We start from the raw sequence: 21,599 nt of genomic DNA, 5'->3' as shown, positions 1-21,599 counted from the left end.
GTCAGAGCAGCGCACCTCCCGTCGCATCGATCCACTGCCCCGTCACCCAACGGCTGTCATCGGAGGCGAGAAACGCCACCACGTCACCGATATCGGCGGGCTGCCCCACCCGCCCGAGCGGCGATATCGCCCGCAGCGCCGCACGCGCCTGGGAGTTGTCCTCCCCGCGCAGCCACCCGGCGTTCATATCCGTGTCGACCGCGCCGGGCGCCACGGCGTTGACCGTGATTCCGCGCGGGCCCAGGTCCTTGGCGAGCGTCGAGGTGAAGACGTCGACCGCCCCCTTGCTCATGGCGTAGGCGATCAGCTCCGGCTTGGCCACGCCGCGCGTCAGCCCCGTCGAGGTGGTGATGATCCGCCCGCCGTCCCGCATCCGGCGCAGCCCCTGCTGGGCGATGAAGAACGGTGCCTTGGCGTTGACCGCGAAGAGGCGGTCGAAGTCCTCCTCCGTCACCTCGCCGATCCGCTTGAGCGTGCCGTCCACCGCTGTGTTGATGCCGGCGTTGTTGACCAGGATGTCCAGCCCCTCGGCCTGCTCGTCGAACGCGGCCCACAGCGTCGCGGCGTCCCCCGGCACCCCCAGCTCGGCCCGGACCGTGAAGGCCCGGCCGCCCTCGGCACCGATCGCCGCGACCGTCTCCTTCGCCGCGGCCTCGTCGCGCCCGTAATGCACGGCGACCCGGGCCCCGTCCCGCGCCAGCCGCTCCGAAATCGCCCGGCCGATTCCCCTGCTGCCGCCCGTCACCAGCGCCGTCCTGCCGCTGAGCGTCCCCATGGCCTGCCCCTCCCGATTCCGTGTGCGCCGCTCGGCGCGCACCGCATGCGCACGCCCGTCCGGCGGCGAGCGCTTTCTGTATCGCTCGCTACAGAAAAACCGTAGCACGCCTCCGTCGACTTCCCTACCGCCCGCTATAAAATTCACCCCATGGCGACCAAGGAGACGAAACGGCGCGGCCGGCCCCGGTCCTTCGACCGGGAGACGGCGCTGGAGCAGGCGATGCGGTCCTTCTGGGAGCAGGGCTATGAGGCCACGTCCATCTCCGACCTCACCCGCACCATGGGCATCAGCGCCCCCAGCCTCTACGCCGCCTTCGGCGACAAACGGGCGCTGTTCGGCGAGGTCGTGACCGAGTACGGGCGGGTCTACGGCGGCTTCCTCTCCCGCGCCGTGGCCGAGGAACCGACCGCCCGCCGCGGCGTCGAACGGGCGCTGCGCGAGGCCGCGGCCGAATACACCCTGCCCGGCCGCCCCCGCGGCTGCCTCGTCATCAGCGCGGCCCTGAACACCGCCCCGGCCTCCGCCGAAGTCGCCGAGTCCCTGCGGGAGATGAGGCTGGCGAACGTCCGCGACATCCAGCGCGCGATCGCCGCGGACGTCGCCTCCGGCGCACTCCCCGCCACCACGGACGCGGCCGCGCTCGCCCACTACGTAGGGGCGGTGATGCAGGGCATGTCGCAGCAGGCACGCGACGGCGCGGACCGGGCCACGCTGGAGGCCATCGCGGAACTGGCGATGCGGGCCTGGCCGCGGACGGCGGGGGAGAAGCGGACGGGCGGGGGAGAAGGGGAGGGCGTGCGGGAGAAGAGGAAGAAGGAGACCGGCCCGCGGCCGGGCGCCTGAACCACCTGGGGCCCTGAACCACCTGGGGCCCTGAAACACCTGGGGCCCTGAACCACCTGGGGCCCTGAACCACCTGGGGCCCTGAAACACCCGAGTGCCGAAATCGCCCCCGGCCCCCGAAACACCCGCGGGCCGCGGCGCCGGGACAGGACCCTCAACCTGTCCGGCACCGCAGCCCGGAGCTGACATCAACCGACCCCGTGTACCGGCCGGGAAGTGCCCCACGTGCGGTAGGAGCAAGCCCCGGCCCGAAGCCGGTCGATCGGAGGCCCGGCGCAGTCAGGGCAGAGAGCGCCTCGGGCCTCGTTCCGCCCTCCTGTGCGGGGAGAGCGGAGGTTCACGGTCTGGGGCGGGCCCCAGAAGGTGTGGTGCACCCGACATTCTGGACTAGACCATTCTCGGTTGTCCATGCCCTTGCAAGGTACCCGAATACGCGCGAAGCGGCCCCAGAAGGGCGGCGGGCGACGGGGCGAACAAGGGACCGGCCACGAGACGGGACGAGCCAGATGTGCGGGCAGCAGGTACACCGTACGCCGGTAGGCTCCAAGATGTGCCCTCCATGAACGATCTCGTACGCCAGCACACCGCTCTGAGCGACTCCGACCTCGAGTGGCTGCATCTGCTGGTCTCGGAGTGGCAGCTGCTCTCCGACCTGTCCTTCGCCGATCTCGTGCTGTGGGTCCCCACCCTGGACGGCACCCGTTATGTCTCCGTCGCCCAGATGCGGCCCAATACCGGGCCCACCTCCTACCAGGACGACATGGTCGGCCATCTCGTTCCCCGAGGCCGCCGCCCGATGCTGGACTCCGCCCTGGACGAGGGTCGGATCGTCCGCGAGGGCGACCCGGAGTGGCGCGAGGAGGTGCCGGTACGGGTCGAGTCGATCCCGGTGCGCCGCGAGGGCCGGGTGCTCGGCGTGATCGCCCGCAACACGAATCTGCTGACCGTACGCACGCCCAGCCGCCTGGAGCTCACCTACCTCCAGAGCGCCTCGGACCTCGCCCAGATGATCGCCGCAGGATCGTTTCCCTTCCCCGGTCAGCAGGTCGACATGGACGCCTCGCCGCGCGCCGGCGACGGGCTGATCCGGCTCGACGCCGACGGGGTCGTCCAGTACGCCAGCCCCAATGCCCTCTCCGCCTACCACCGGCTCGGCCTCGCCGCCGACCTGGTGGGCCACCACCTGGGGCAGGCCACCGCCGAACTGGCGCCCGCCCGTGGCCCGGTGGACGAGGCCCTGGTCAAACTGGCCAGCGGCTGGGCCCCCAGGGAATTCGAGGTCGAGGGCAGTGACGGTGTGATCCAGTTGCGCGCCATCCCGCTCAAGCCCAAGGGAACGCATATCGGCTCCCTGGTGCTGCTGCGCGATGTCACCGAACTGCGCCGCCGCGAGCGGGAACTGATCACCAAGGACGCCACCATCCGGGAAATCCACCACCGGGTGAAGAACAATCTCCAGACCGTTGCCGCATTGTTGCGCCTTCAGGCCCGCCGGATGGATTCCGTACAGGGCCGCGAGGCGCTCAACGAGGCGGTCCGCCGGGTGGGTTCGATCGCGATCGTGCACGAGACGCTCTCGCAGAATCTCGACGAGCGGGTCGAGTTCGACGACATCGCCGACCGGGTGCTGGCCATGGTCGCCGAAATCTCCCCCGGAAAGGTGACCACCCGGCGCACCGGCCGCTTCGGCATCCTGGATGCCGAGGTCGCCACGCCGCTGTCGATGGTCCTCACCGAGATCCTGCAAAACGCCCTGGAGCACGCCTTCGGCCAGGCGGAAGGCGGCGTCGTGGAGGTCGGCGCGGTACGCGGCGGCAGCCGCAGCGAGCCGCGGCTGCTGGTCACCGTCCAGGACAACGGCCGCGGTCTGCCCGAGGGGTTCGATCCGCAGCGCGCCGGAAACCTGGGACTCCAGATCGTACGGACCCTGGTGGAGGGGGAGTTGGGCGGAACGTTCGACATGCTGCCGGCACCCGAGCGCGGCACCCAGGTCGTCCTCGACATTCCCGTACGGGCCGAGAAGCAGCACTGAGCGCCCGTACGGCACCCGGGCCGCAGGGAATCGAAGCGGTAACGATTCCGGGCGAAGACCACCGAGAACAGCAACAAGCCCCGGACCCATCCGGTCCGGGGCTCAAAGCTATTGCGATGCGATAACGACCTGGCTTCAGTGCCGGGGCTGCATCGGGGGTACTGCGCGCTGCGGCTCGGGGGCCACGGGGCTACTGGCTCAGGCGCTGGCGTTGCGCGCCCGGTTGCGAGCTGCACGGCGCTTCATCGCGCGGCGCTCGTCCTCGCTCAGACCACCCCAGACGCCGGAGTCCTGGCCGGACTCGAGCGCCCACTGCAGGCACTGCTCCATGACGGGGCAGCGGCGGCAGACGGCCTTGGCTTCCTCGATCTGCAGCAGCGCGGGACCGGTGTTGCCGATGGGGAAGAAGAGCTCGGGGTCTTCCTCGCGGCAAACGGCGCGGTGACGCCAGTCCATGGCTGCTCCATCTCCTCGTGTGACAAGAACGTTGCTTGTGAATGTGAACGCTTTCACGAATCCCTCCACAAGGGAAGGGCCGAAAACCAGTCGTGAACTGGTGCGGTCCTGTGGAATGAGGAGGAGGATTCGGGCTCTCAAGGGGGCCTGTGGAGGCCGTCCCGATCGCCATGAAGAGACTCGCAAACCTCGGCTGCGGATACAACCCCTTCCGGAAACTTTTTTTTGATTCCTTGGTGTCGCCTCGGTCACAGCCGTCATTCCAGGGGGTGGAAGACAGTCTAAACGTTCGAGTGAAAGGACTTTAGGCCCTACTGCTCACACAATCACACGCAGTGCACGGCGAACGCCTGTGAACGTCACACTCGTACGCAGTCCCAGGTGGTCCCCGTCCATCTGAAAGGGCAGTGGAGCCTGCGAATGCAAGGTGAACTCGGTGAGGTCGTGGAGCGAGACCGCGTGCTTGCCCTGGGGGCCGCGATGCGGTGTTGACGTCAGCAGCTGAGTGCCGTACCGGGCCACCGCCGAGGCCGAGAGCCTGCCCAGTGCGAACAGATCCAGACCGGTGTCGAACGAGGCGCGGGGGGACGGGTAGATCGGGCGATTGCCCAGGTAGGTCCAGGGGGCGGTGTTGCAGATTATGGACATCACGAGGTCCTCGACGACCTCCGGGGCGCCGTCCGCACCGCCCGGGAGTTCGAGGGTGACGGAGCCGTGCCGGCGGTTCTGCTCGCCCAGGTACTGGCGTACGAACTGGCGCACATACAGGGCATGCGTCGAACGCTTGCCGCGTTCGCGCTGCTGCTCCACCCGGCCCACCACGCCCGCATCGAAGCCGAAGCCCGCGCAGAAGGTGAACCACCGGGGCGGCGCGCCCTCGTCCTTGCTGCCCGGGGTGCCGGAGGCCAGGCCCAGGCCGACGGTGCGTTCGCTGCGGTCGCGCAGCGCGTCCAGGAGGGCGCCGGTCGCCTCCACGACGTCATTGGGCAGGCCGAGCGCGCGGGCGAAGACATTGGTCGATCCGCCGGGGACGACCGCCAGCCGGGGGTGCGAGTCCGGGTCGGGGCCGCTGGTCAGCAGGCCGTTGACGACCTCGTTGACGGTGCCGTCGCCGCCGAGGGCCACGACCAGCTCCGTCTCGCCGCCCTCGGTCGCCTGCCGGGCCAGGTCACGGGCGTGCCCGCGGTACTTCGTCTCGGCGACCTCCAGCTTGAGATCGCTGGCCAGGGCGTGGGCGAGCACTTCACGGGTGCGGGCACTGGTGGTGGTTGCTGCGGGATTGACCACAAGGAGTGCGCGCATAGGAAGCAGCGTACCTACCTGTAGGTACCCGCCTCACGCCCGTCCCGGGGTGCGGGCCCCCGGGCACCGGCACCGCCGGCGCTACCCTGCTGGGGTGAGCAGTCAGCCGAAACAGTCCGCCGCCCGTGCCGCCGAGTCCCCCACGACGCCCGGACCGCGGCCCGCCCGGATCACCGCCGCCGCGGCGCTGACCGGCGTCGAGGGCCTGGCGCTGGCCGCCCTGGGCGCGTACATGCTGGTCATGGGGCTGGCCGGGGCTCCGGACAGTGCGCAGCAGGCGGAGATGGGCGGGGTGACCGTGCTCGCCCTCGCCGTGCTGCCGCTGGTCGCAGCCCGCGGGCTGTGGCTGTTGCGCCGCTGGAGCCGCGGCCCCTCGCTGATCACCCAGATCGTGGCGCTGCCGGTCGCCTGGATGCTGATCAAGGGCGGCGGGGCGCTGGTCGCCGCCGGGTCCGCGCTGGCCGCCGCGGCGGTCGTGGTGCTCGCCCTGCTGGTCAACCCGACGGCGACCGTGGCGCTGGGCATCGGCCCCCGCGAGACGCCGTAGCGTCGCCGGGAGACGACACGGCGGTGGGCGGGCCCGTACGGACCCGCCCACCGCCGTTTTCGCGCCGCGCCCCGGCGCGGCTCGTTCACCCGCGCGTGCTCACTCCTCCACCAGGAGCTTGTCCCGCAGCTGCGCGAGCGTACGGGCCAGCAGGCGCGAGACATGCATCTGGGAGATGCCGACCTCCTGGGCGATCTGCGACTGGGTCATATTGCCGAAGAAGCGGAGCAGCAGGATCTTCTTCTCCCGCGGCGGCAGGTCCTCCAGCAGCGGTTTGAGCGACTCGCGGTACTCCACCCCCTCCAGCGCCTCGTCCTCGGCGCCGAGGGTGTCGGCGACGGCCGGGGACTCGTCGTCCGTGTCCGGCACGTCCAGGGACAGCGTGCTGTAGGCGTTCGCCGACTCCAGGCCCTCCAGGACCTCTTCCTCGGAGATCGCAAGATGCTCGGCCAGCTCATGGACGGTCGGGGCCCGGCCGTGGCGCTGGGAGAGCTCGGCGGTCGCCGTCGTCAGCGACAGCCGCAGCTCCTGGAGGCGGCGCGGGACGCGGACCGCCCAGCCCTTGTCGCGGAAGTGCCGCTTGATCTCGCCGACCACGGTGGGCGTGGCGTACGTGGAGAACTCCACACCGCGCTCCGGGTCGAAACGGTCCACGGACTTGATCAGACCGATGGTGGCGACCTGGGTCAGATCGTCCAGCGGCTCACCGCGGTTGCGGAACCGCCGGGCCAGATGCTCGACGAGCGGCAGATGCATCCGTACGAGGGTGTTGCGCAGCTCCGCGCGCTCCGGGGAGCCGTCGGGGAGCTTGCGCAGCTCGTGGAACATCGCCCGCGCACCGCTGCGGTCCTGGGGATCGTGCGGTGTGCGGGGGTGCTGTTCGTCGTGGGGCTCTGGCGCGGCGGCCGGCGGATCATGCCGGTCCGCCTGCTGCCCCTGCTGCTCGCTGTGGTCCATGTGGTCCGCCCGCTCTGCCTGCTCCGCCGCGTCCAACCGGCCGCCGTGGTCGTCCGTGCCCACCGGATGCGGCCGGGCCTGTTGCCCGGGGATGGCCACAGGCGCCATCCGCGTGCCGCGTTCGAGATCTTTCACGGGGCCCCCTGTTCGGTCATGACGGTCCGGGACCGGCGCCGCGCTCCTTGTACAGGCTGATGGTGACCGTACGGTCCTCGGAGACGGTGGACTCGACCTTGCCGGCCAGTGCGGAGAGCACCGTCCAGGCGAAGGTGTCGCGCTCCGGGGCACGGCCGTCGGTCGTCGGGGCCGACACGGTCACCGCCAGCGCGTCGTCGATCAGGCGGAAGACGCAGCTGAGCACGCTGCCGGGGACGGCCTGTTGCAGGAGGATCGCGCACGCTTCGTCGACCGCGATGCGCAGATCCTCGATCTCGTCGAGGGTGAAGTCCAAGCGGGCTGCGAGCCCGGCCGTGGCCGTACGCAGCACGGACAGGTAGGCACCCGCAGCGGGCAGACGGACTTCCACGAAGTCCTGAGTCCCGGGCTCGCCTGCGATCTGGGACACCCTCACCTCCAAGGTGGCACAAGCTGGTTGAGCTGGAATGCTGGACGCTCCGAGGGCCTCGGGACATCCACGCCGGCCGCATTCTCCCGTCGGGTGAAAGGAGAACGATCCGGCGCAGCACATGGTTCGGCTGTGACGCTATCGCGATCTGTGGGCCGGTGTCGCCCGGAAGGAGCACGACTGCTGTCCGGGCGGCACTGCGGCTCGCGGTCGCGGCGCGCCGTAGTCGTCACTCGCTGTTACCTATTGTACGGCCATGAGTACGGACCGTGGCTAGAGGGCTGCACGGCCAAATCCATCCCGATTACGCTCCGTTGGCAGATGAGGCGGCGGCGAGTTCGTGGAGCGCGTCCCCGGTGAGGCGGTGGACCGTCCACTCGTCCATGGGCTCGGCGCCGATCGACCGGTAGAAACCGATGGACGGCTCGTTCCAGTCCAGCACGGACCATTCGAAACGCTGATAGCCGCGGGCCACGCATATCTCGGCCAGGGCCGCGAGCAGCGCCTTGCCGTGGCCGCCGCCGCGCGCCTCGGGCCGTACGTAGAGGTCCTCCAGATAGATACCGTGCGTGCCCGTCCAGGTGGAGAAGTTCCTGAACCACAGGGCAAAGCCCACCGGGGTGCCGGCCGCCTCCGCGATCAGGGCGAAGGCCGCCGGGTGGGCGCCGAAGAGCGCCTCCTTCAGCTGCGGCTCGGTGGCCCGCGCCTCGTGCGGGACGCGCTCATAGGCGGCCAGCTCGCGGATCATGGCCAGGATCACGGGAATGTCGTCGGGCGTCGCTTCGCGGATCATTCCGTCAGGCTACGGCCAAAGGTCATGCGCATGGGGCGGCCGCCGGCGCTCAAACCAGGAGCTGGTCGACGAAGCACCAGCGCCAGTCGTCGCCCGGCTCGAACGACCGCATCACCGGATGGCCGGTTTCCTCGTAGTGCGCGGTCGCATGCCGGTACGGCGAGGAATCGCAGCAGCCGACATGGCCGCAGACCAGGCACAGCCGCAGCTGCACCGGGTGGCTGCCGACCGCCAGGCATTCCGGGCAGGTGACGCTCAGCGGAGCCGGTTCGGCGCGCGGCAGTTCTGGAACATGCGTGCACTCAGTCATGGTGGCCAGGTTAGATCGCCGGTACGGCCGCCGAGGCCGCCACCGGAGAGCCGCGGGGACGGGACGGGGACCATGGATGTGATGCCGCTGCTGTTGCTGGTCGCGGGGAGCGCGGCGGTCGCCGGACTGGCGCGGCGCACCCCCGTCGCGGCGCCCCTGCTGCTCGTCGCTGCCGGGCTCGCGGCCTCGTACATCCCCGGCATCCCCGACTACACCCTCGACCCGCACATCGTGCTGCCGCTGCTGCTGCCCCCGCTGCTGCACACCGCGGCACTCGACAGCTCGTACCTCGACCTGCGGGCCAACCTGCGTCCGGTCGCGCTGCTGTCCTTCGGGTACGTCCTCTTCGCGACCCTGGTGGTGGGCTGGGCCGCCTACCTGCTCATCCCGGGCCTTCCGCTGACCGCCGCGATGGTGCTGGGCGCGGTCGTCGCACCGCCGGACGCCGTGGCGGCCACCGCCATCGCCCGCAGACTCGGGCTGCCGAGCCGGATCACCACGATTCTCCAGGGCGAATCGCTGGTCAACGACGCCACCGCGATCACCGCCTACAAGGTGGCACTGGCCGCGGCCGTCGGGGTCGGCGCCACCTGGGGCGACGGCATCCGGGAATTCGCCGTCGCCTCCCTGGGCGGCATCGGCATCGGCGTCGTCCTGATGGTGCCGCTGCACTGGCTGCGCTGCCGGCTGCGGGACGAGGCGCTGCTGGAGAACACCCTCTCGCTGCTCATCCCGTTCACCGCGTACGCGGCCGCCGAACAGGTCGGCGCCTCCGGGGTGCTGGCCGTCGTCGTGGTCGGCCTCTACCTGGGCCACCGCTCCTGGCAGGTCGACTTCGAGACCAGGCTCCAGGAGGAGGCCGTCTGGAAGGTCGTCTCCTTCGTGCTGGAGTCCGCGGTCTTCGCGCTGATCGGGCTCCAGCTGCCGGTCGTGCTGCGCGGCCTGGGGGAGTTCGGGACGGGCCGGGCCCTCGGGTACGCGGCCGCGGTCTTCGCCGTCGTGGTCGTCGCGCGCTACGTGTGGGTCTTTCCCGCCACGTATCTGCCGCGCGCCCTGTCCGCCCGGATCCGTGCCCGCGAACCCGATACGCACTGGACCGCGCCGGTCATCGTCGGCTGGGCCGGGATGCGCGGCGTGGTGTCGCTGGCCATCGCCTTCTCCGTCCCGGCCGTGGTGCACGGCGGCGGGCCCTTCCCGGCCCGCAACCTCGTGCTGTTCCTGACCTTCACCACCGTCCTGGCCACCCTCGTCGTCCAGGGCCTGACGCTGCCGCCGCTGATCCGCGCGCTGCGGCTGCCCGGCCGCGATCCGCAGGCCGAGACGCTCGTCGAGGCGCAGGCGCAGAACGACGCCTCACGGGCCGCGGAGGCGCGGCTGGATGAACTCCTCGAAGATCCCCGCAACGCGCTTCCAGGGCCCCTTTCCGGCCGTCTGCGGACCGTTCTGGAGCGGCGCCGCAACGCCGTCTGGGAACGGCTCGGCACGGTCAACGCGGAAACCGGCGAATCCGCCGACGAGACCTACCGCCGCCTCGCCCGCGACATGATCGACGCCGAACGCCGGGTCTTCGTCGAGCTGCGCGACGCACGCCGCATCGACGACGAGATGCTGCGCACGCTGCTGCGCCGGCTCGACCTGGAGGAGGCGGCGGCCTACCGCGAGCGGGCGTAGGGGCGGCTACGGGGTGCCGGTGATGACGGCTGCCACGGTGGTGCCCCGGGGGAAGGCGTCCTCCTCGGCCAGGGTGGTCAGGCCGTACAGGAGCTTGGCGACGTAGGTGCGTTCCACCGGGAGGGCGTGGCGGGCTTCGAAGGCGGCGGCGAAGGCGTCCAGTTCGGGGGTGCTGCGGGCGTAGCCGCCGAAGTGGAAGCGGGGGTCCAGGTGCCAGCTGCCGCGCGGCCCGCCGAAGGCCGCGCGCTGGAGGTCCTCGACGGTCTGCTGGAGGAAGTGCGGGGCGCCGGTGCCGCCCTTGAGGACGGGGATGCCGAGGGCGCGCTGCCTTGGGGCGAGCCCCGCGGCCAGGCCGGCCAGGGTGCCGCCCGTACCGCAGGCCACCGCCACCGTGTCCGCGGCCCCGCGCAGCTCCCGGCCCAGCTCCGTACACCCCTGCGCGGCAAGGGAGTTGCTGCCGCCCTCCGGTATCACGCGGAAGGCGCCGAAGCGGTCGTGCAGGCCGGCGAGCACGTCCGGGTCGGTCTTGCGGCGGTAGCGGGTCCGGTCGATGAAGTGCAGTCGCATGCCGTCGGCGGCGCACCGGGCCAGGGACGGGTTGAGCGGCGCACGGGCCAGCTCGTCGCCGCGGACCACGCCGATGGTGGCGAAGCCGAGGAGCCGGCCGGCCGCGGCGGTGGCGCGCAGATGGTTGGAGTACGCGCCGCCGAAGGTCAGCAGCGCGCGCTCCCCGGCCGCCGCCGCGGCCCGCAGATTCGGTGCGAGCTTGCGCCACTTGTTGCCCGGCAGATCGGGGTGGATCAGATCGTCCCGTTTGAGCAGCAGCCGCACGCCGCGGCGGGCGAACGGGGCGTCCTCGATCTCCTGGAGGGGGGAGGGGAGGCGGGGGCGCAGGGCGGCGGCCGGGTCGGGGCGGGGCATACCGCCATTGTCCCCGGGTGCGGCGCGGCGCGGTGCGGCCGCCGGGCCCGCGGGGTCACTTCAGGCGTTCGCGGATCCGCTCGCGCAGCGCGTCCATGGTGAAGCCCCGGGGATCGACCTTGCCCGGCTGCCACTCCAGATGGCCGATCACCGAGCGTTCGTTCCAGCCGTGCGCCCGGCACAGGGCCGCCGCGGCCTTCTCCAGGGCCGCCGTCTGGGCCGGCGGCCAGGGGTCCGTGCCGTCGCCGAGGTTCTCGCACTCGAAGCCGTAGAAGACCTGATTGCCGTCGGTGTCGGTGGCGCTGTCCGGTGGCAGCCGCTTCTCGGCGATCACCGCGCGCAGCACGTCGCCGTCACCGAGCCCGGCGTGGTTGGCGCGGCCGCAGCCGACCAGATGCACCGTCCCGTCCTTGGCGATCAGGCCGTGGCACAGGGGGCCCGGGAGGTCGGCGTGGCCGTTGTAGCAGAGCCGTACGGTGCTTTCGGTGCCGGATGTCGCGGTGTGGTGCACCATGACGCCGTGCACCGGGCCCCAGGGCCCCATGTGCGCGCGGTTGTGCGTCTTCCAGTCGCCCACCTCGACGACCCTCAGCCCCTCGGCCTTCAGGGCCTCAAGAAAGCGGGCGGCGGACAGCGGTACGGCCATGACCGGCTCCGATCCATGTGCGGCGGCCGCCGACCGCGCACCGCCTCATGCCTCGCTTCTACGGGATGGGTCGGGACCGATGCTGTGGAACGACATAAAACGGACCGGTTGTTCGGGGGTGTGCGAGCGATTCCGGCCGCGCCCCGCACGCCCTCATGCATCAGCCGCTCAGGAACGCGTCCCCGTGGGCGTTGATATGGGCCTCCACCGCGCCGAGCGCTTCCCGGGTCGCCTCCGGCGAACCGCTGCCGCTGCGCTCGGCGTAGTACGCGGAGCCCAGCTTCTTCAGCAGCTCCGACCCGGCGCGGTGGGCCTGGACTTCGTCGACCTTCTTCTTGCCCTCCGCCAGTCCGCGCTGCGCCTGCTCCTTGGCCCGGTCGAGAAACCCTGACATCTGCTGCCTCCGTGAACTCGGTGCCGTAGCCGCCGTACGGGTACGGGATGAAAGCGATCAATGGGATCAACGGCGCGGACGGCCGTGGGGTTCCCGTGCCAGGCTGGCGGACCTGGGGCCGGCGCGCGACGGCGGGTGGGCCGCACGGCGCAAGCGGTTACCGCGACGGGGCGGAACGGGGCGGAACGGCGCGGCGCGGCGCACCGGGTGCGGCCGCGGGCGGGGGCTCCGATGGGAGGCGCGGCGGCGCCGGGTTAGCGTGTGCGTCATGGACTACCAGGCCGTGATCGACGAGGTAGCGGCCCATGCCCGGCCCTACGTGGGACGGGGACAGGTCGCCGACTACATACCCGCGCTGGAGCGGGTGCGTGCGGACCGCTTCGGGATCGCGGTGGCCGATATCCACGGCGAGGTCTACGGGGCCGGCGACTGGGAGGTGCCGTTCTCCGTCCAGTCCATCTCCAAGACCTTCTCGCTGGCGCTGGTGATGTCCCAGGGGCACGGCAGCCCCGGGGGCCCAGGGGGCAGCGCCGGGTACCACGAGGACGAGATCTGGCGGCGGGTGGGCCGCGAGCCGTCCGGTACGCCGTTCAATTCGCTGGTCCAGCTGGAGGCGGAGAACGGCATCCCGCGCAACCCGTTCATCAACGCCGGCGCCCTGGTGGTCACCGACCGCCTGCTGACCCTCACCGGTGACGCCAGCACCGCGCTGCTGCACTTCCTGCGCGAGGAGAGCGGCAATCCGGACCTGGCCTTCGACCAGGCGGTGGCCGACTCCGAGGCCGAGCACGGCGACCGCAATGCGGCGCTGGCGCACTTCATGGCGTCCTTCGGCAACCTGGAGAACCCCGTTCCCCGCGTCATCGAGCACTACTTCTGGCAGTGCTCCGTCGAGATGAGCTGCCGCGACCTGGCTGTCGCCGGCGGCTTCCTGGCCCGCCACGGGCTGCGGGCCGACGGCAGCCGCCTCCTGGAGGCCCGCGAGGCCAAGCGGATCAACGCGGTGATGCTGACCTGCGGGACGTATGACGCGGCGGGGGAGTTCGCCTACCGGGTGGGGCTGCCCGCCAAGAGCGGCGTCGGCGGCGGGATCGTGGCCGTGGTGCCGGGGCGCTGCACGCTGTGCGTCTGGAGTCCGGGCCTGGACGCCCGGGGCAACTCGGTCGCGGGCGCGGCGGCGCTGGACCACTTCACCACGTTGACCGGGTGGTCGGTGTTCTAGCGCCTGTCCGATGGGCCAGCGGGGCCCGCGAAGGCCCCCGCATGCGCTCGTCTGCGTTGTGGGCCGTCCCTGCGCGGCGCATCGTTGGGCTAGGAGGTGCACCGCCATGGACCACGAGATCCGTGCCGAATACGACGAAGGCGTCCTGCCGCACGAGGACACGCCGGTCAAGCTCTGGCACATGTGCCGGATCGGCGCCACCACGGCCATGTGCGGCCGGCAGCTGGCCCCGGCGGCCGCCACGCTCCCGCCCGACACCTGGGGCACGCCCAAGGCCGAGCCGTTCTGCTTCCTGTGCGGTGCGCACTATCTGCGCGAACAGCCGTGAGCGGCGGCGGGCGCCGCGCGCCGCCCGTCACGGGCAGCGGATGACCTGCCCGGCGTAGGAGAGGTTGCCGCCGAAGGCGAAGAGGAGGACGGGCGAGCCGGAGGGGACCTCGCGGCGTTCGACCAGCTTGGACAGGGCCAGCGGGACCGAGGCGGCCGAGGTGTTGCCGGAGTCGACGACGTCCTTGGCGACCACCGCGTTGACCGCGCCGATCCGCTCCGCGACCGGCTCGATGATCCGCAGATTGGCCTGGTGGAGGACGACGCCGGCCAGGTCCTCGGGCAGGATCCCGGAGCGTTCGCAGACCCGGCGGGCGATGGCCGGGAGCTGGGTGGTCGCCCAGCGGTAGACGGTCTGGCCCTCCTGGGCGAACCGGGCCGGCTCGCCCTCGATCCGTACCGCGCCGCCCATCTGCGGCACCGAGCCCCACAGCACCGGGCCGATGCCCGGCTCCGGGTCCTCGGAGGCGGTGACGACCGCGGCCCCGGCGCCGTCGCCGACCAGCACACAGGTCGTACGGTCGCTCCAGTCGACCACGTCGGTGAACTTCTCCGCCCCGATGACCAGCGCGTTCTTCGCCGAACCGGCCCGGATGGCGTGGTCGGCGGTGGCCAGCGCATGGGTGAAGCCGGAGCAGACCACGTTGATGTCCATCGTGGCGGGTGCGTCCAGGCCGAGCCGGGCGGCGACCCGGGCCGCGGCGTTCGGGCTGCGGTCGGTGGCCGTGCAGGTGGCGACCAGGACCAGGTCGATGTCCTGCGGGTCCAGCCCGCTCGTCGCGAGCGCCTTGCCCGCCGCCTCGGCCGCCATCGCGTCGACCGTCTCGTCCGGCGCCGCGATGTGCCGGGTACGGATGCCCACCCGGCTGCGGATCCAGGCGTCGTCGGTCTCGACCAGGCGGGCGAGGTCGTCGTTGGTGAGCACGCGGGACGGCTGGTAGTGGCCGAGCGCCAGGACGCGTGACCCCGTCATGGAATCCCCTGTAGGTACGTGGGTGGGCGGGTGCCCGACCAGTCTCACCTCTCGGTGGCGGCGGGCGGTTGCGAGATCCGCCAATGTTCCGCCGTCAGAACTGGAGAGATCCGACCGCGCCCCCGATTCCGCGGGGGTGCGCCCGGGGCCCGGCGGCGCGCCGCCACCGGGTTGCGGGCCGCCCCGGCCGGGTCAGCCGCGGGCCGGCTCCCCGGTCAGCGCCGCGAAGCGCCGCAGTCGCAGGCTGTTGCCGACCACGAAGACCGACGAGAAGGCCATCGCGGCGCCCGCGATCATCGGGTTGAGCAGCCCGGCGGCGGCCAGCGGCAGCGCCGCGACGTTGTAGCCGAAGGCCCAGAAGAGGTTGGTGCGGATGGTGGCGAGGGTGGCGCGGGCCAGGCGGATGGCGTCGGCCGCGGCGCGCAGATCGCCCCGTACCAGGGTCAGGTCGCCGGCCTCGATGGCGGCGTCGGTGCCGGTGCCCATCGCCAGCCCCAGATCGGCGCGGGCCAGGGCGGCCGCGTCGTTGACGCCGTCGCCGACCATCGCGACCGAGCGGCCCTCGTCCTGGAGGCGCGCGATGACCGCCACCTTGTCCTCGGGCAGCACCTCGGCGATCACCTCGTCGATCCCGACCTCCTTGGCGACCGATGCGGCCACCGCCTTGTTGTCGCCGGTGAGCAGCACCGGGGTCAGGCCCAGGTCGCGCAGCCGGCGGACGGCCTCGGCACTGGTGGGCTTGACGGCGTCGGAGACGACCAGCACCGCGCGGGCCGCGCCGTCCCAGCCCACGGCTACCGCGGTCCGGCCGGCCGCCTCCGCCTCGGCCTTGGCCGCCGCCAGCGCGGGCGGCAGCTCAAGGCTCCAGTCGGTCAGCAGCCGCTCGCGGCCCACCAGGACGGCGTGCCCCTCGACGATCCCCTGGACGCCGAGGCCGGGGACGTTCGCGAAGTCCTCCGGGGTGGGCAGCGCCCCGGCCGCCTCCTCGGCGGCGGTGGCGATGGCGCGGGCGATCGGGTGCTCGGAGGAGTGCTCCAGGGCGCCGGCCAGCCGCAGGGCCTCCTCGCGGGAGACGCCCTCGGCGAGGTGGACGCCGGTCAGCGTCATCACGCCGGTGGTGACCGTGCCGGTCTTGTCCAGGACGATGGTGTCGACCTTGCGGGTGGACTCCAGGACCTCGGGCCCCTTCAGGAGGATGCCCAGCTGGGCGCCCCGGCCGGTGCCGACCATCAGCGCGGTCGGGGTGGCCAGGCCCAGGGCGCACGGGCAGGCGATGATCAGTACGGCCACGGCGGCGGTGAAGGCGGTCACCGCGCCCGCGCCGGTGGCCAGCCAGTAGCCCAGGGTGCCGAGGGCCAGCGCGATGACGATCGGGACGAAGACCGCGGAGATCCTGTCGGCGAGCCGCTGGGCCGCGGCCTTGCCGTTCTGCGCGTCCTCCACCAGGCGCGCCATCCGGGCGAGCTGGGTGTCCGTGCCGATCCGGGTGGCCTCGACGACGAGCCGGCCGCCGGCGTTGACGGTCGCCCCGGTGACCCCGTCGCCGGGCGCGACCTCCACCGGCACGGACTCGCCGGTGAGCATGGACGCGTCCACGGCGGAAGCGCCCTCCACCACCTGCCCGTCGGTGGCGATCTTCTCCCCGGGCCGTACGACGAACCGGTCCCCGACGCGCAGCCCGGAGACGGGGATGCGCACCTCACGGCTGTCCCGTAGTACGGCGACATCCTTGGCGCCCAGTTCGAGCAGCGCCCGCAGCGCCGCGCCCGCCCTGCGCTTCGACCGGGCCTCGAAGTAGCGGCCCGCCAGGATGAAGGTGGTCACCCCGGCCGCCGCCTCCAGATAGATGCTGCCGCTGCCGTCCGTCCGCGCGATGGTCAGCTCGAAGGGGTGCGTCATCCCGGGCATCCCCGCGGTCCCGAAGAACAGCGCCCACAGCGACCAGCCGAACGCCGCCAGGGTGCCCATCGAGATGAGGGTGTCCATCGTCGCGGCGCCGTGCCGCAGATTCGTCCACGCGGCCCGGTGGAAGGGCCAGGCGCCGTACGCCACCACCGGGGCGGCCAGGGTGAGCGAGAGCCACTGCCAGTTGGTGAACTGGAGCGGCGGGACCATCGCCATCAGGACGACGGGGACGGACAGGGCCAGGGAGACGAGCAGGCGACGGCGCAGCGGGACGAGGGCGTCCTCGTCGGCGGGCCGGGCCGCGGCGTCCTCGCCGGGGGAGGGGACGGGGGCCGGCGGTGCGGGGACGGCGGCGGTGTAGCCGGTCCTCTCCACCGTGGCGATCAGGTCCGCGGTCGCCACGCTGCTGCCCTCCGCGACGGCCACCTGCGCCTTCTCGCTGGCGTAGTTGACGGTGGCGGTGACCCCCTCCATCCGGTTGAGCTTCTTCTCGATCCGGGCCGCGCAGGAGGCGCAGGTCATCCCGCCGATCTCCAGCTCGACGCGGTGGTCCCTGGCCGTGGTCGTCATGACTGCTCCTCTCGCGACGACGCGGCACCGACCGCGTCAGTACGGGGAACCATATACCCCCCCAGGGTATTCCGCCATGCTTCGTCGAACTCCGTCACGCCTCCCCGGCCTCCCCCTCCCCGCCCTCCGTCGCCCGCAGTGCCCGCTCGCCCATCGCCCGCAGATACCGGGCCAGCTCCGGCGGACCGTGCACCGTGAACTCCCGGCCGAGCATGGTCAGCCGTATCGCCAGCCACGCCAGCGAGTCCGGTGCGCTGTGCCACCGGCAGGACCCCTCGTCGAGCGCTGTCACCTCGCCCGCCCGGCCGCCCAGCCGCGCGGCCACCTCTTTGGCCGGCGCATGCACCGTCACCACCGCCCGCTGCGGGTTCGCGCCCATCCCCTGCATCCGCTCCTGCACATAGGCGGCGGCGTCGGCGGCGGGCAGCTCGCGCGGCGCGGTCCGTGCGCCCGTCGCGAAGGCGTCGGAAAGCCGGTCCACCCGGAAGGTCCGCCAGTCCTCGCGGTCGTTGTCGTAGGCGACGAGGTACCAGCGCCGCCCGGACGCCACCAGGCGGTGCGGTTCCACCAGGCGCCGGGTGCGCTCGCCCGCGCCGGTCCGGTAACCGAAGCGCACCCGCTCGTGGTTGGTGATCGCCGCGGCGAGGACGGTCAGCTGCTCGGGGTCCACCGTCGGCTCGTCGCCGGCCGGCATCGGGACGGTGGCGCTGCCCAGGGTGCCCACCCGCCGCCGCAGCCGGGCCGGCAGCACCTGTTCCAGTTTGGCCAGCGCCCGTACGGACGCCTCCTCGACGCCGTCGACGGTCTGCCCGGCGGTCGAGCGCAGGCCCACCGCGATGGCCACCGCCTCGTCGTCGTCCAGCAGCAGCGGCGGCATGGCCGCACCCGCGGCCAGCCGGTAGCCGCCCTCCGCGCCCATCGTCGCGTGCACCGGATACCCCAGCTCGCGCAGCCGCTCGATATCGCGGCGGATGGTCCGGGAGGTGACCCCCAGCCGCCCGGCCAGCTCGCTGCCGGGCCAGTCTCGCGGGGTCTGGAGCAGGGACAGCAGATTCAGCAGTCGCGCCGATGTCGCACTCATGCGTTGATGATGCGGGACGGGGAAGGGGCGGAGCCTTCCGGTACGGGCCGTCCGGTACGGGCCTGCGGAACGCCGCCGCATTATGGGGTATATCGCCCCACCCGGACGTAAAAACCGTCCCACGGCCGTACCGTTCCCGGCCCGCCGCGCGCCATACTGGCCGGGTGTCGATGATCAGCAACCTCCGCAAGGCCGTCCGGCTGCCGCAGCCGCGCACCCGGGGAGTCGACCTCAGTCACCCGGCGCGTTCGCCGCTGGGCACCGCCGTGGTCAACTGCGCGGTGTACATCGACGGCGTACGACAGGACGGCAACCAGCCGGCGGACGTGGCGCTGCGCCAGGTCCGCCGGTCCGGCAGCGGCTTCGTCTGGATCGGGCTGCACGAGCCGTCCGAGCGGGAATTCGCCGGAATCGTCGAGTTGTTCGGACTGCATCCGCTCGCCGTCGAGGACGCGGTGCAGGCCCATCAGCGCCCCAAGCTGGAGCATTACGACGATTCGCTGTTCACCGTCTTCAAGACGGTCCGCTATGTCGAGCACGACCGGCTCACCGACACCAGCGAGGTGGTGGAGACCGGCGAGATCATGCTCTTCACCGGCGCCGACTTCGTGATCACCGTACGGCACGGCGGCCATGGCTCACTCGGCCCGCTGCGCGAAGCGCTGGAGTCCACGCCGGAGCAGCTGGCGATCGGCCCGTCCGCCGTCCTGCACGCCATCGCCGACCTCGTCGTGGACGACTATCTCGACGTCACGGCCGCCGTCCAGGTGGACATCGACGACGTCGAGAGCGAGGTCTTCTCCGAACGGGGCAGCGGCGGGGCCGGCCGGATCTACCAGCTCAAACGCGAACTGCTGGAGCTGAAGCGGGCGGTGGCCCCGCTGGACGGGCCGATGCGGGAGCTGGCGACGCGGCCGGTGCGGCAGGTCGACTCGCGGATCACGGCCTACTTCCGGGACGTCGCCGACCATCTCGACCGGGTCACCGAGCAGATCACGGCCTTCGACGAACTGCTCAACTCCATACTCCAGGCCCATCTCGCCCAGGTCGCCGTCGCCCAGAACGAGGACATGCGCCGGATCAGCGCCTGGGTCGCGATCCTCGCGGTGCCGACCATGGTGTGCGGGGTGTACGGGATGAATTTCCGCTATATGCCGGAAAAGAACTGGACGTTCGGGTATCCGCTGGTGATGGTGCTGATCGTGGTGGCGTGCTGGGTGATCCACCGAGGCTTCAAACGGAACGGCTGGCTCTAGCCGGACGCGCGGCCGCCCGCCCGGCTCCCGCTACCGCCCGGCCACCTGCCGGGGACGCGACGCACCCCAGCCCACCGCGATCTGCGGGAGCAGCAGTGCCAGCAGGACGGCCAGCGGAACGGTCCAGCTGCCGGACAGGTCGTGCACGGCGCCCAGGACGGCCGGGCCGGTGGCGGCCAGGATGTAGCCGAAGCACTGGGCCATGCTGGAGAGCTGGGCCGTGTGCCGGGCGTCCGGGGCGCGCTGCACGATGAACAGCAGCGCCAGGCTGATGGCCGCGCCCTGGCCGAGGCCCAGCAGCGTCATCCATACGTAGGCCCCGGCGGCCGGAGCGGCCAGCATGCCCCCGAAGGCCGTCGCGCACAGCGCCGCCCCCAGCGCCGCCAGCACCCCGGCACGCAGTCTGCGGCCGACGAGGACGGGGGCCAGGAACGAGCCCGCGATGCCCAGCAGGGAGGAGTAGGAGAGCAGCCATCCGGCGTCGCCCGCGCTCGTCCCGGCGTCCTCCAGCATCGTCGGCAGCCAGGCGGCGGCCGCGTAGTAACTCAGCGACTGAAGGCCCATGTAGCCGGTGACCTGCCAGGCCAGCGGATCGCGCCACAGACCGCGGACGGGCCGGGCCGCCCGGTGGGCGGTGGCCGCGGCTCCGGCGCCGGAGCGCACCTGCGGCAGCCAGACGAGCAGCGCGAGCGCCGCGAGCGCACCCCAACAGGCCAGCGTGGCCTGCCAGTTGAGGCCGGTGGCCCGCTGGACGGGAACCGTGACACCGGCCGCCAGGGCCGCGCCGCCGAACAGCGACATCGAGTACAGGCCGGTCATCAGCCCCGCGCGGGCCGGGAAGTCCCGCTTGATGAGGCCGGGCAGCAGGACGTTGGCGACGGCGATGCCCGCGCCGATCACGACCGTCCCGGCGAACAGCGCGGCGACCGAATCCAGCAGCCGCAGCGCGGTGCCCGCGCAGATCAGCACCATGGTGGCCAGCAGCGCCCGCTCCGTCCCCAGACGCCGCCCGAGCCGCGGCGCGAGGGGCGCCAGCAGCCCGAAGCAGAGCAGCGGCAGGGCGGTGAGCAGGCTGGTGGCCGCGGCCGACATCCCGCTCTCGGCGCGGATGGTCCCGGCGAGCGGCGAGACGGCGACCAGCGCCGGGCGCAGATTGAGCGCCAGGAGGACGACGCCGACGGCGAGCCACAGGGCGCGGCGGCCGGTGGCGGAGGGGGCGGGGGGAGCGGGGGAGGGGGTCGGGGGCGGCGGTGCGGCGGGTGCTTGGCGGGTGGCCGTCGGTCCGTCGTCAGGCATGGCTGTCGTCTTCCGGTATCTCGTCTGTCTCGTCGGTCCCGCGCAGGGCGTCCATGGCTTCGGTCAGATGTGCCAGCGCCGCCCGCTCGGCGGCCTCGGCGTCCCGGGCCTCGATGGCGTCGACGATGGCCGCGTGGGAGGCGTACTGGTTGCGTACGGAATCGGGGACGGGGGCGCCGACGACCGACCGGAGCGTCGAGCGCAGGGCGTCGCTGAGGTGGTCGTACAGCTCGGCCAGGACGCTGTTGTGGGCCGCGGCGGCAATGGTGCGGTGGAAGTCGAGGTCCGCGTCGATGAAGGCCGGCAGATCGCCGCCGTGCCAGGCGCGGTCGCGTTCGGCCAGGGCGGCGCGCAGCGCGGTGAGGTCCTCGGCGGTGCGGCGCAGCGCGGCATGGCGGGCGGCGTCGCGTTCCAGACAGGCGCGTACCTCGTAGGTCTCCAGGTCGCCGGCCCGGCGCAGTCTGCGCTGGACGGCGGCGCCGAAGCCGCTGCTGGCGCGGACGTAGGTGCCGTCGCCCTGCCGCGGTTCGAGCATCCCGGTGTGCACCAGGGCGCGCACCGCCTCGCGGACGGTGTTGCGGCCGACGTCGAGCTGCTCGACGAGCAGCGGCTCGGCGGGGATCTTCGTCCCGACCGGCCATTCGCCGTCGGCGATCAGGCTCTCCATCTGCTCGATGACCAGGTCCACCAGGCTGGTACGGGCGGTGCTGCGCAGCGGCATGGGTCGTCCTCCGTGTGATTCCACCGGTGATGG

The 21,599-nt window shown here is 72.2% G+C and carries 22 protein-coding genes; 7 read left to right on the top strand and 15 right to left on the bottom strand.

Annotated features, from left to right (window positions below):
• Position 1: 1 nt before the first annotated feature.
• Entirely contained in the window at positions 2 to 775 is a 774-nt protein-coding gene (locus tag SNA_RS32780) for a glucose 1-dehydrogenase (protein ID WP_030067811.1), read from the bottom strand.
• A gap of 150 nt (positions 776 to 925) precedes the next feature.
• On the opposite strand from SNA_RS32780, the gene SNA_RS32775 reads away from it, so the two are divergent.
• The gene (locus SNA_RS32775) at positions 926 to 1,621 is read left to right on the top strand and encodes a TetR/AcrR family transcriptional regulator (protein WP_078970357.1); all 696 of its coding nucleotides are present in this window, start codon (positions 926 to 928) and stop codon (positions 1,619 to 1,621) included.
• 559 nt (positions 1,622 to 2,180) lie between these two features.
• Complete coding sequence (locus SNA_RS32770) at positions 2,181 to 3,653, top strand: sensor histidine kinase (protein ID WP_044368011.1); 1,473 nt, start codon at positions 2,181 to 2,183, stop codon at positions 3,651 to 3,653.
• Positions 3,654 to 3,851: 198 nt separating this feature from the next.
• On the opposite strand, the gene SNA_RS32765 is transcribed toward SNA_RS32770, so the two are convergent.
• Positions 3,852 to 4,109 (bottom strand): WhiB family transcriptional regulator, encoded by a 258-nt coding sequence (locus SNA_RS32765; RefSeq protein WP_003983230.1) that lies wholly within the window; start codon positions 4,107 to 4,109, stop codon positions 3,852 to 3,854.
• A gap of 318 nt (positions 4,110 to 4,427) precedes the next feature.
• Complete coding sequence (locus tag SNA_RS32760; RefSeq protein WP_030067815.1) at positions 4,428 to 5,411, bottom strand: diacylglycerol/lipid kinase family protein; 984 nt, start codon at positions 5,409 to 5,411, stop codon at positions 4,428 to 4,430.
• Positions 5,412 to 5,505: 94 nt separating this feature from the next.
• Between SNA_RS32760 and SNA_RS32755 the strand changes: the two genes are divergently transcribed.
• Positions 5,506 to 5,958 carry a hypothetical protein gene (locus SNA_RS32755; protein ID WP_030067816.1) on the top strand — a complete coding sequence of 151 codons (453 nt, stop codon included), beginning with the start codon at positions 5,506 to 5,508 and terminating at the stop codon, positions 5,956 to 5,958.
• Between the two features lie 99 nt (positions 5,959 to 6,057).
• Here the strand turns inward: SNA_RS32755 and SNA_RS32750 are convergent, their stop codons facing one another.
• From SNA_RS32750 to SNA_RS32735, 4 genes are all read right to left on the bottom strand, one after another.
• Positions 6,058 to 7,023: an RNA polymerase sigma factor SigF gene (locus tag SNA_RS32750; protein ID WP_044368346.1), complete on the bottom strand. Its 966-nt coding sequence runs from the start codon at positions 7,021 to 7,023 to the stop codon at positions 6,058 to 6,060.
• Positions 7,024 to 7,066: 43 nt separating this feature from the next.
• Positions 7,067 to 7,480 carry an ATP-binding protein gene (locus SNA_RS32745; RefSeq protein WP_030067819.1) on the bottom strand — a complete coding sequence of 138 codons (414 nt, stop codon included), beginning with the start codon at positions 7,478 to 7,480 and terminating at the stop codon, positions 7,067 to 7,069.
• Positions 7,481 to 7,784: 304 nt separating this feature from the next.
• Positions 7,785 to 8,273 (bottom strand): GNAT family N-acetyltransferase, encoded by a 489-nt coding sequence (locus tag SNA_RS32740; protein ID WP_030067820.1) that lies wholly within the window; start codon positions 8,271 to 8,273, stop codon positions 7,785 to 7,787.
• 49 nt (positions 8,274 to 8,322) lie between these two features.
• A complete protein-coding gene (locus SNA_RS32735; protein ID WP_030067822.1) occupies positions 8,323 to 8,583 on the bottom strand; it encodes a UBP-type zinc finger domain-containing protein in 261 nt (86 codons plus the stop codon).
• Between the two features lie 72 nt (positions 8,584 to 8,655).
• On the opposite strand from SNA_RS32735, the gene SNA_RS32730 reads away from it, so the two are divergent.
• Positions 8,656 to 10,254, top strand: coding sequence for a Na+/H+ antiporter (locus SNA_RS32730; protein WP_044368007.1), 1,599 nt, complete (start codon positions 8,656 to 8,658; stop codon positions 10,252 to 10,254).
• Between the two features lie 6 nt (positions 10,255 to 10,260).
• Here SNA_RS32730 and SNA_RS32725 read toward each other — a convergent pair whose 3' ends face one another.
• From SNA_RS32725 to SNA_RS32715, 3 genes are all read right to left on the bottom strand, one after another.
• A complete protein-coding gene (locus SNA_RS32725) occupies positions 10,261 to 11,175 on the bottom strand; it encodes a 1-aminocyclopropane-1-carboxylate deaminase/D-cysteine desulfhydrase (RefSeq protein WP_030067824.1) in 915 nt (304 codons plus the stop codon).
• Positions 11,176 to 11,230: 55 nt separating this feature from the next.
• Positions 11,231 to 11,821, bottom strand: coding sequence for an N-acetylmuramoyl-L-alanine amidase (locus SNA_RS32720; protein ID WP_030067825.1), 591 nt, complete (start codon positions 11,819 to 11,821; stop codon positions 11,231 to 11,233).
• 160 nt (positions 11,822 to 11,981) lie between these two features.
• Positions 11,982 to 12,215 carry a hypothetical protein gene (locus tag SNA_RS32715; RefSeq protein ID WP_030067826.1) on the bottom strand — a complete coding sequence of 78 codons (234 nt, stop codon included), beginning with the start codon at positions 12,213 to 12,215 and terminating at the stop codon, positions 11,982 to 11,984.
• Positions 12,216 to 12,483: 268 nt separating this feature from the next.
• Here SNA_RS32715 and SNA_RS32710 point away from each other — a divergent pair, with 268 nt between their 5' ends.
• Together SNA_RS32710 and SNA_RS32705 are read left to right on the top strand one after the other, a co-directional pair.
• Positions 12,484 to 13,437 (top strand): glutaminase, encoded by a 954-nt coding sequence (locus tag SNA_RS32710; RefSeq protein ID WP_044368004.1) that lies wholly within the window; start codon positions 12,484 to 12,486, stop codon positions 13,435 to 13,437.
• Positions 13,438 to 13,543: 106 nt separating this feature from the next.
• The gene (locus tag SNA_RS32705; RefSeq protein WP_030067829.1) at positions 13,544 to 13,765 is read left to right on the top strand and encodes a hypothetical protein; all 222 of its coding nucleotides are present in this window, start codon (positions 13,544 to 13,546) and stop codon (positions 13,763 to 13,765) included.
• Between the two features lie 27 nt (positions 13,766 to 13,792).
• Here SNA_RS32705 and SNA_RS32700 read toward each other — a convergent pair whose 3' ends face one another.
• The 3 genes from SNA_RS32700 to SNA_RS32690 form a co-directional block, all read right to left on the bottom strand.
• The gene (locus SNA_RS32700; protein WP_044368002.1) at positions 13,793 to 14,737 is read right to left on the bottom strand and encodes a beta-ketoacyl-ACP synthase III; all 945 of its coding nucleotides are present in this window, start codon (positions 14,735 to 14,737) and stop codon (positions 13,793 to 13,795) included.
• A 192-nt stretch (positions 14,738 to 14,929) separates the two neighbouring features.
• Entirely contained in the window at positions 14,930 to 17,212 is a 2,283-nt protein-coding gene (locus SNA_RS32695) for a heavy metal translocating P-type ATPase (RefSeq protein ID WP_044368000.1), read from the bottom strand.
• 94 nt (positions 17,213 to 17,306) lie between these two features.
• Complete coding sequence (locus SNA_RS32690) at positions 17,307 to 18,293, bottom strand: helix-turn-helix transcriptional regulator (RefSeq protein ID WP_044367997.1); 987 nt, start codon at positions 18,291 to 18,293, stop codon at positions 17,307 to 17,309.
• Positions 18,294 to 18,463: 170 nt separating this feature from the next.
• Here SNA_RS32690 and SNA_RS32685 point away from each other — a divergent pair, with 170 nt between their 5' ends.
• Complete coding sequence (locus SNA_RS32685) at positions 18,464 to 19,549, top strand: magnesium and cobalt transport protein CorA (protein WP_030067834.1); 1,086 nt, start codon at positions 18,464 to 18,466, stop codon at positions 19,547 to 19,549.
• 30 nt (positions 19,550 to 19,579) lie between these two features.
• Here SNA_RS32685 and SNA_RS32680 read toward each other — a convergent pair whose 3' ends face one another.
• Together SNA_RS32680 and SNA_RS32675 are read right to left on the bottom strand one after the other, a co-directional pair.
• Positions 19,580 to 20,845: a CynX/NimT family MFS transporter gene (locus SNA_RS32680; protein ID WP_044367995.1), complete on the bottom strand. Its 1,266-nt coding sequence runs from the start codon at positions 20,843 to 20,845 to the stop codon at positions 19,580 to 19,582.
• A complete protein-coding gene (locus tag SNA_RS32675) occupies positions 20,838 to 21,566 on the bottom strand; it encodes a FadR/GntR family transcriptional regulator (RefSeq protein ID WP_030073900.1) in 729 nt (242 codons plus the stop codon). Before SNA_RS32675 ends, SNA_RS32680 begins: the two co-directional genes overlap by 8 nt.
• Positions 21,567 to 21,599 lie beyond the last annotated feature (33 nt).

The sequence above is a fragment of the Streptomyces natalensis ATCC 27448 genome, from assembly GCF_000935125.1.
In the GTDB taxonomy this organism is placed as follows: domain Bacteria; phylum Actinomycetota; class Actinomycetes; order Streptomycetales; family Streptomycetaceae; genus Streptomyces; species Streptomyces natalensis.
This window is presented reverse-complemented; position numbering and strand designations above follow the sequence as displayed.

Bases quoted from the DNA above. Each gene is read 5' to 3' on its own strand.
- SNA_RS32695 (WP_044368000.1), bottom strand. From the start codon at position 17,212: ATGACGACCACGGCCAGGGACCACCGCGTCGAGCTGGAGATCGGCGGG.
- SNA_RS32775 (WP_078970357.1), top strand. From the start codon at position 926: ATGGCGACCAAGGAGACGAAACGGCGCGGCCGGCCCCGGTCCTTCGAC.
- SNA_RS32735 (WP_030067822.1), bottom strand. From the start codon at position 8,583: ATGACTGAGTGCACGCATGTTCCAGAACTGCCGCGCGCCGAACCGGCT.
- SNA_RS32710 (WP_044368004.1), top strand. From the start codon at position 12,484: ATGGACTACCAGGCCGTGATCGACGAGGTAGCGGCCCATGCCCGGCCC.
- SNA_RS32680 (WP_044367995.1), bottom strand. From the start codon at position 20,845: ATGCCTGACGACGGACCGACGGCCACCCGCCAAGCACCCGCCGCACCG.
- SNA_RS32780 (WP_030067811.1), bottom strand. From the start codon at position 775: ATGGGGACGCTCAGCGGCAGGACGGCGCTGGTGACGGGCGGCAGCAGG.
- SNA_RS32715 (WP_030067826.1), bottom strand. From the start codon at position 12,215: ATGTCAGGGTTTCTCGACCGGGCCAAGGAGCAGGCGCAGCGCGGACTG.
- SNA_RS32740 (WP_030067820.1), bottom strand. From the start codon at position 8,273: ATGATCCGCGAAGCGACGCCCGACGACATTCCCGTGATCCTGGCCATG.
- SNA_RS32705 (WP_030067829.1), top strand. From the start codon at position 13,544: ATGGACCACGAGATCCGTGCCGAATACGACGAAGGCGTCCTGCCGCAC.
- SNA_RS32765 (WP_003983230.1), bottom strand. From the start codon at position 4,109: ATGGACTGGCGTCACCGCGCCGTTTGCCGCGAGGAAGACCCCGAGCTC.
- SNA_RS32760 (WP_030067815.1), bottom strand. From the start codon at position 5,411: ATGCGCGCACTCCTTGTGGTCAATCCCGCAGCAACCACCACCAGTGCC.
- SNA_RS32690 (WP_044367997.1), bottom strand. From the start codon at position 18,293: ATGAGTGCGACATCGGCGCGACTGCTGAATCTGCTGTCCCTGCTCCAG.
- SNA_RS32675 (WP_030073900.1), bottom strand. From the start codon at position 21,566: ATGCCGCTGCGCAGCACCGCCCGTACCAGCCTGGTGGACCTGGTCATC.
- SNA_RS32720 (WP_030067825.1), bottom strand. From the start codon at position 11,821: ATGGCCGTACCGCTGTCCGCCGCCCGCTTTCTTGAGGCCCTGAAGGCC.
- SNA_RS32750 (WP_044368346.1), bottom strand. From the start codon at position 7,023: ATGGCGCCTGTGGCCATCCCCGGGCAACAGGCCCGGCCGCATCCGGTG.
- SNA_RS32685 (WP_030067834.1), top strand. From the start codon at position 18,464: ATGATCAGCAACCTCCGCAAGGCCGTCCGGCTGCCGCAGCCGCGCACC.
- SNA_RS32725 (WP_030067824.1), bottom strand. From the start codon at position 11,175: ATGCCCCGCCCCGACCCGGCCGCCGCCCTGCGCCCCCGCCTCCCCTCC.
- SNA_RS32700 (WP_044368002.1), bottom strand. From the start codon at position 14,737: ATGACGGGGTCACGCGTCCTGGCGCTCGGCCACTACCAGCCGTCCCGC.
- SNA_RS32770 (WP_044368011.1), top strand. From the start codon at position 2,181: ATGAACGATCTCGTACGCCAGCACACCGCTCTGAGCGACTCCGACCTC.
- SNA_RS32730 (WP_044368007.1), top strand. From the start codon at position 8,656: ATGGATGTGATGCCGCTGCTGTTGCTGGTCGCGGGGAGCGCGGCGGTC.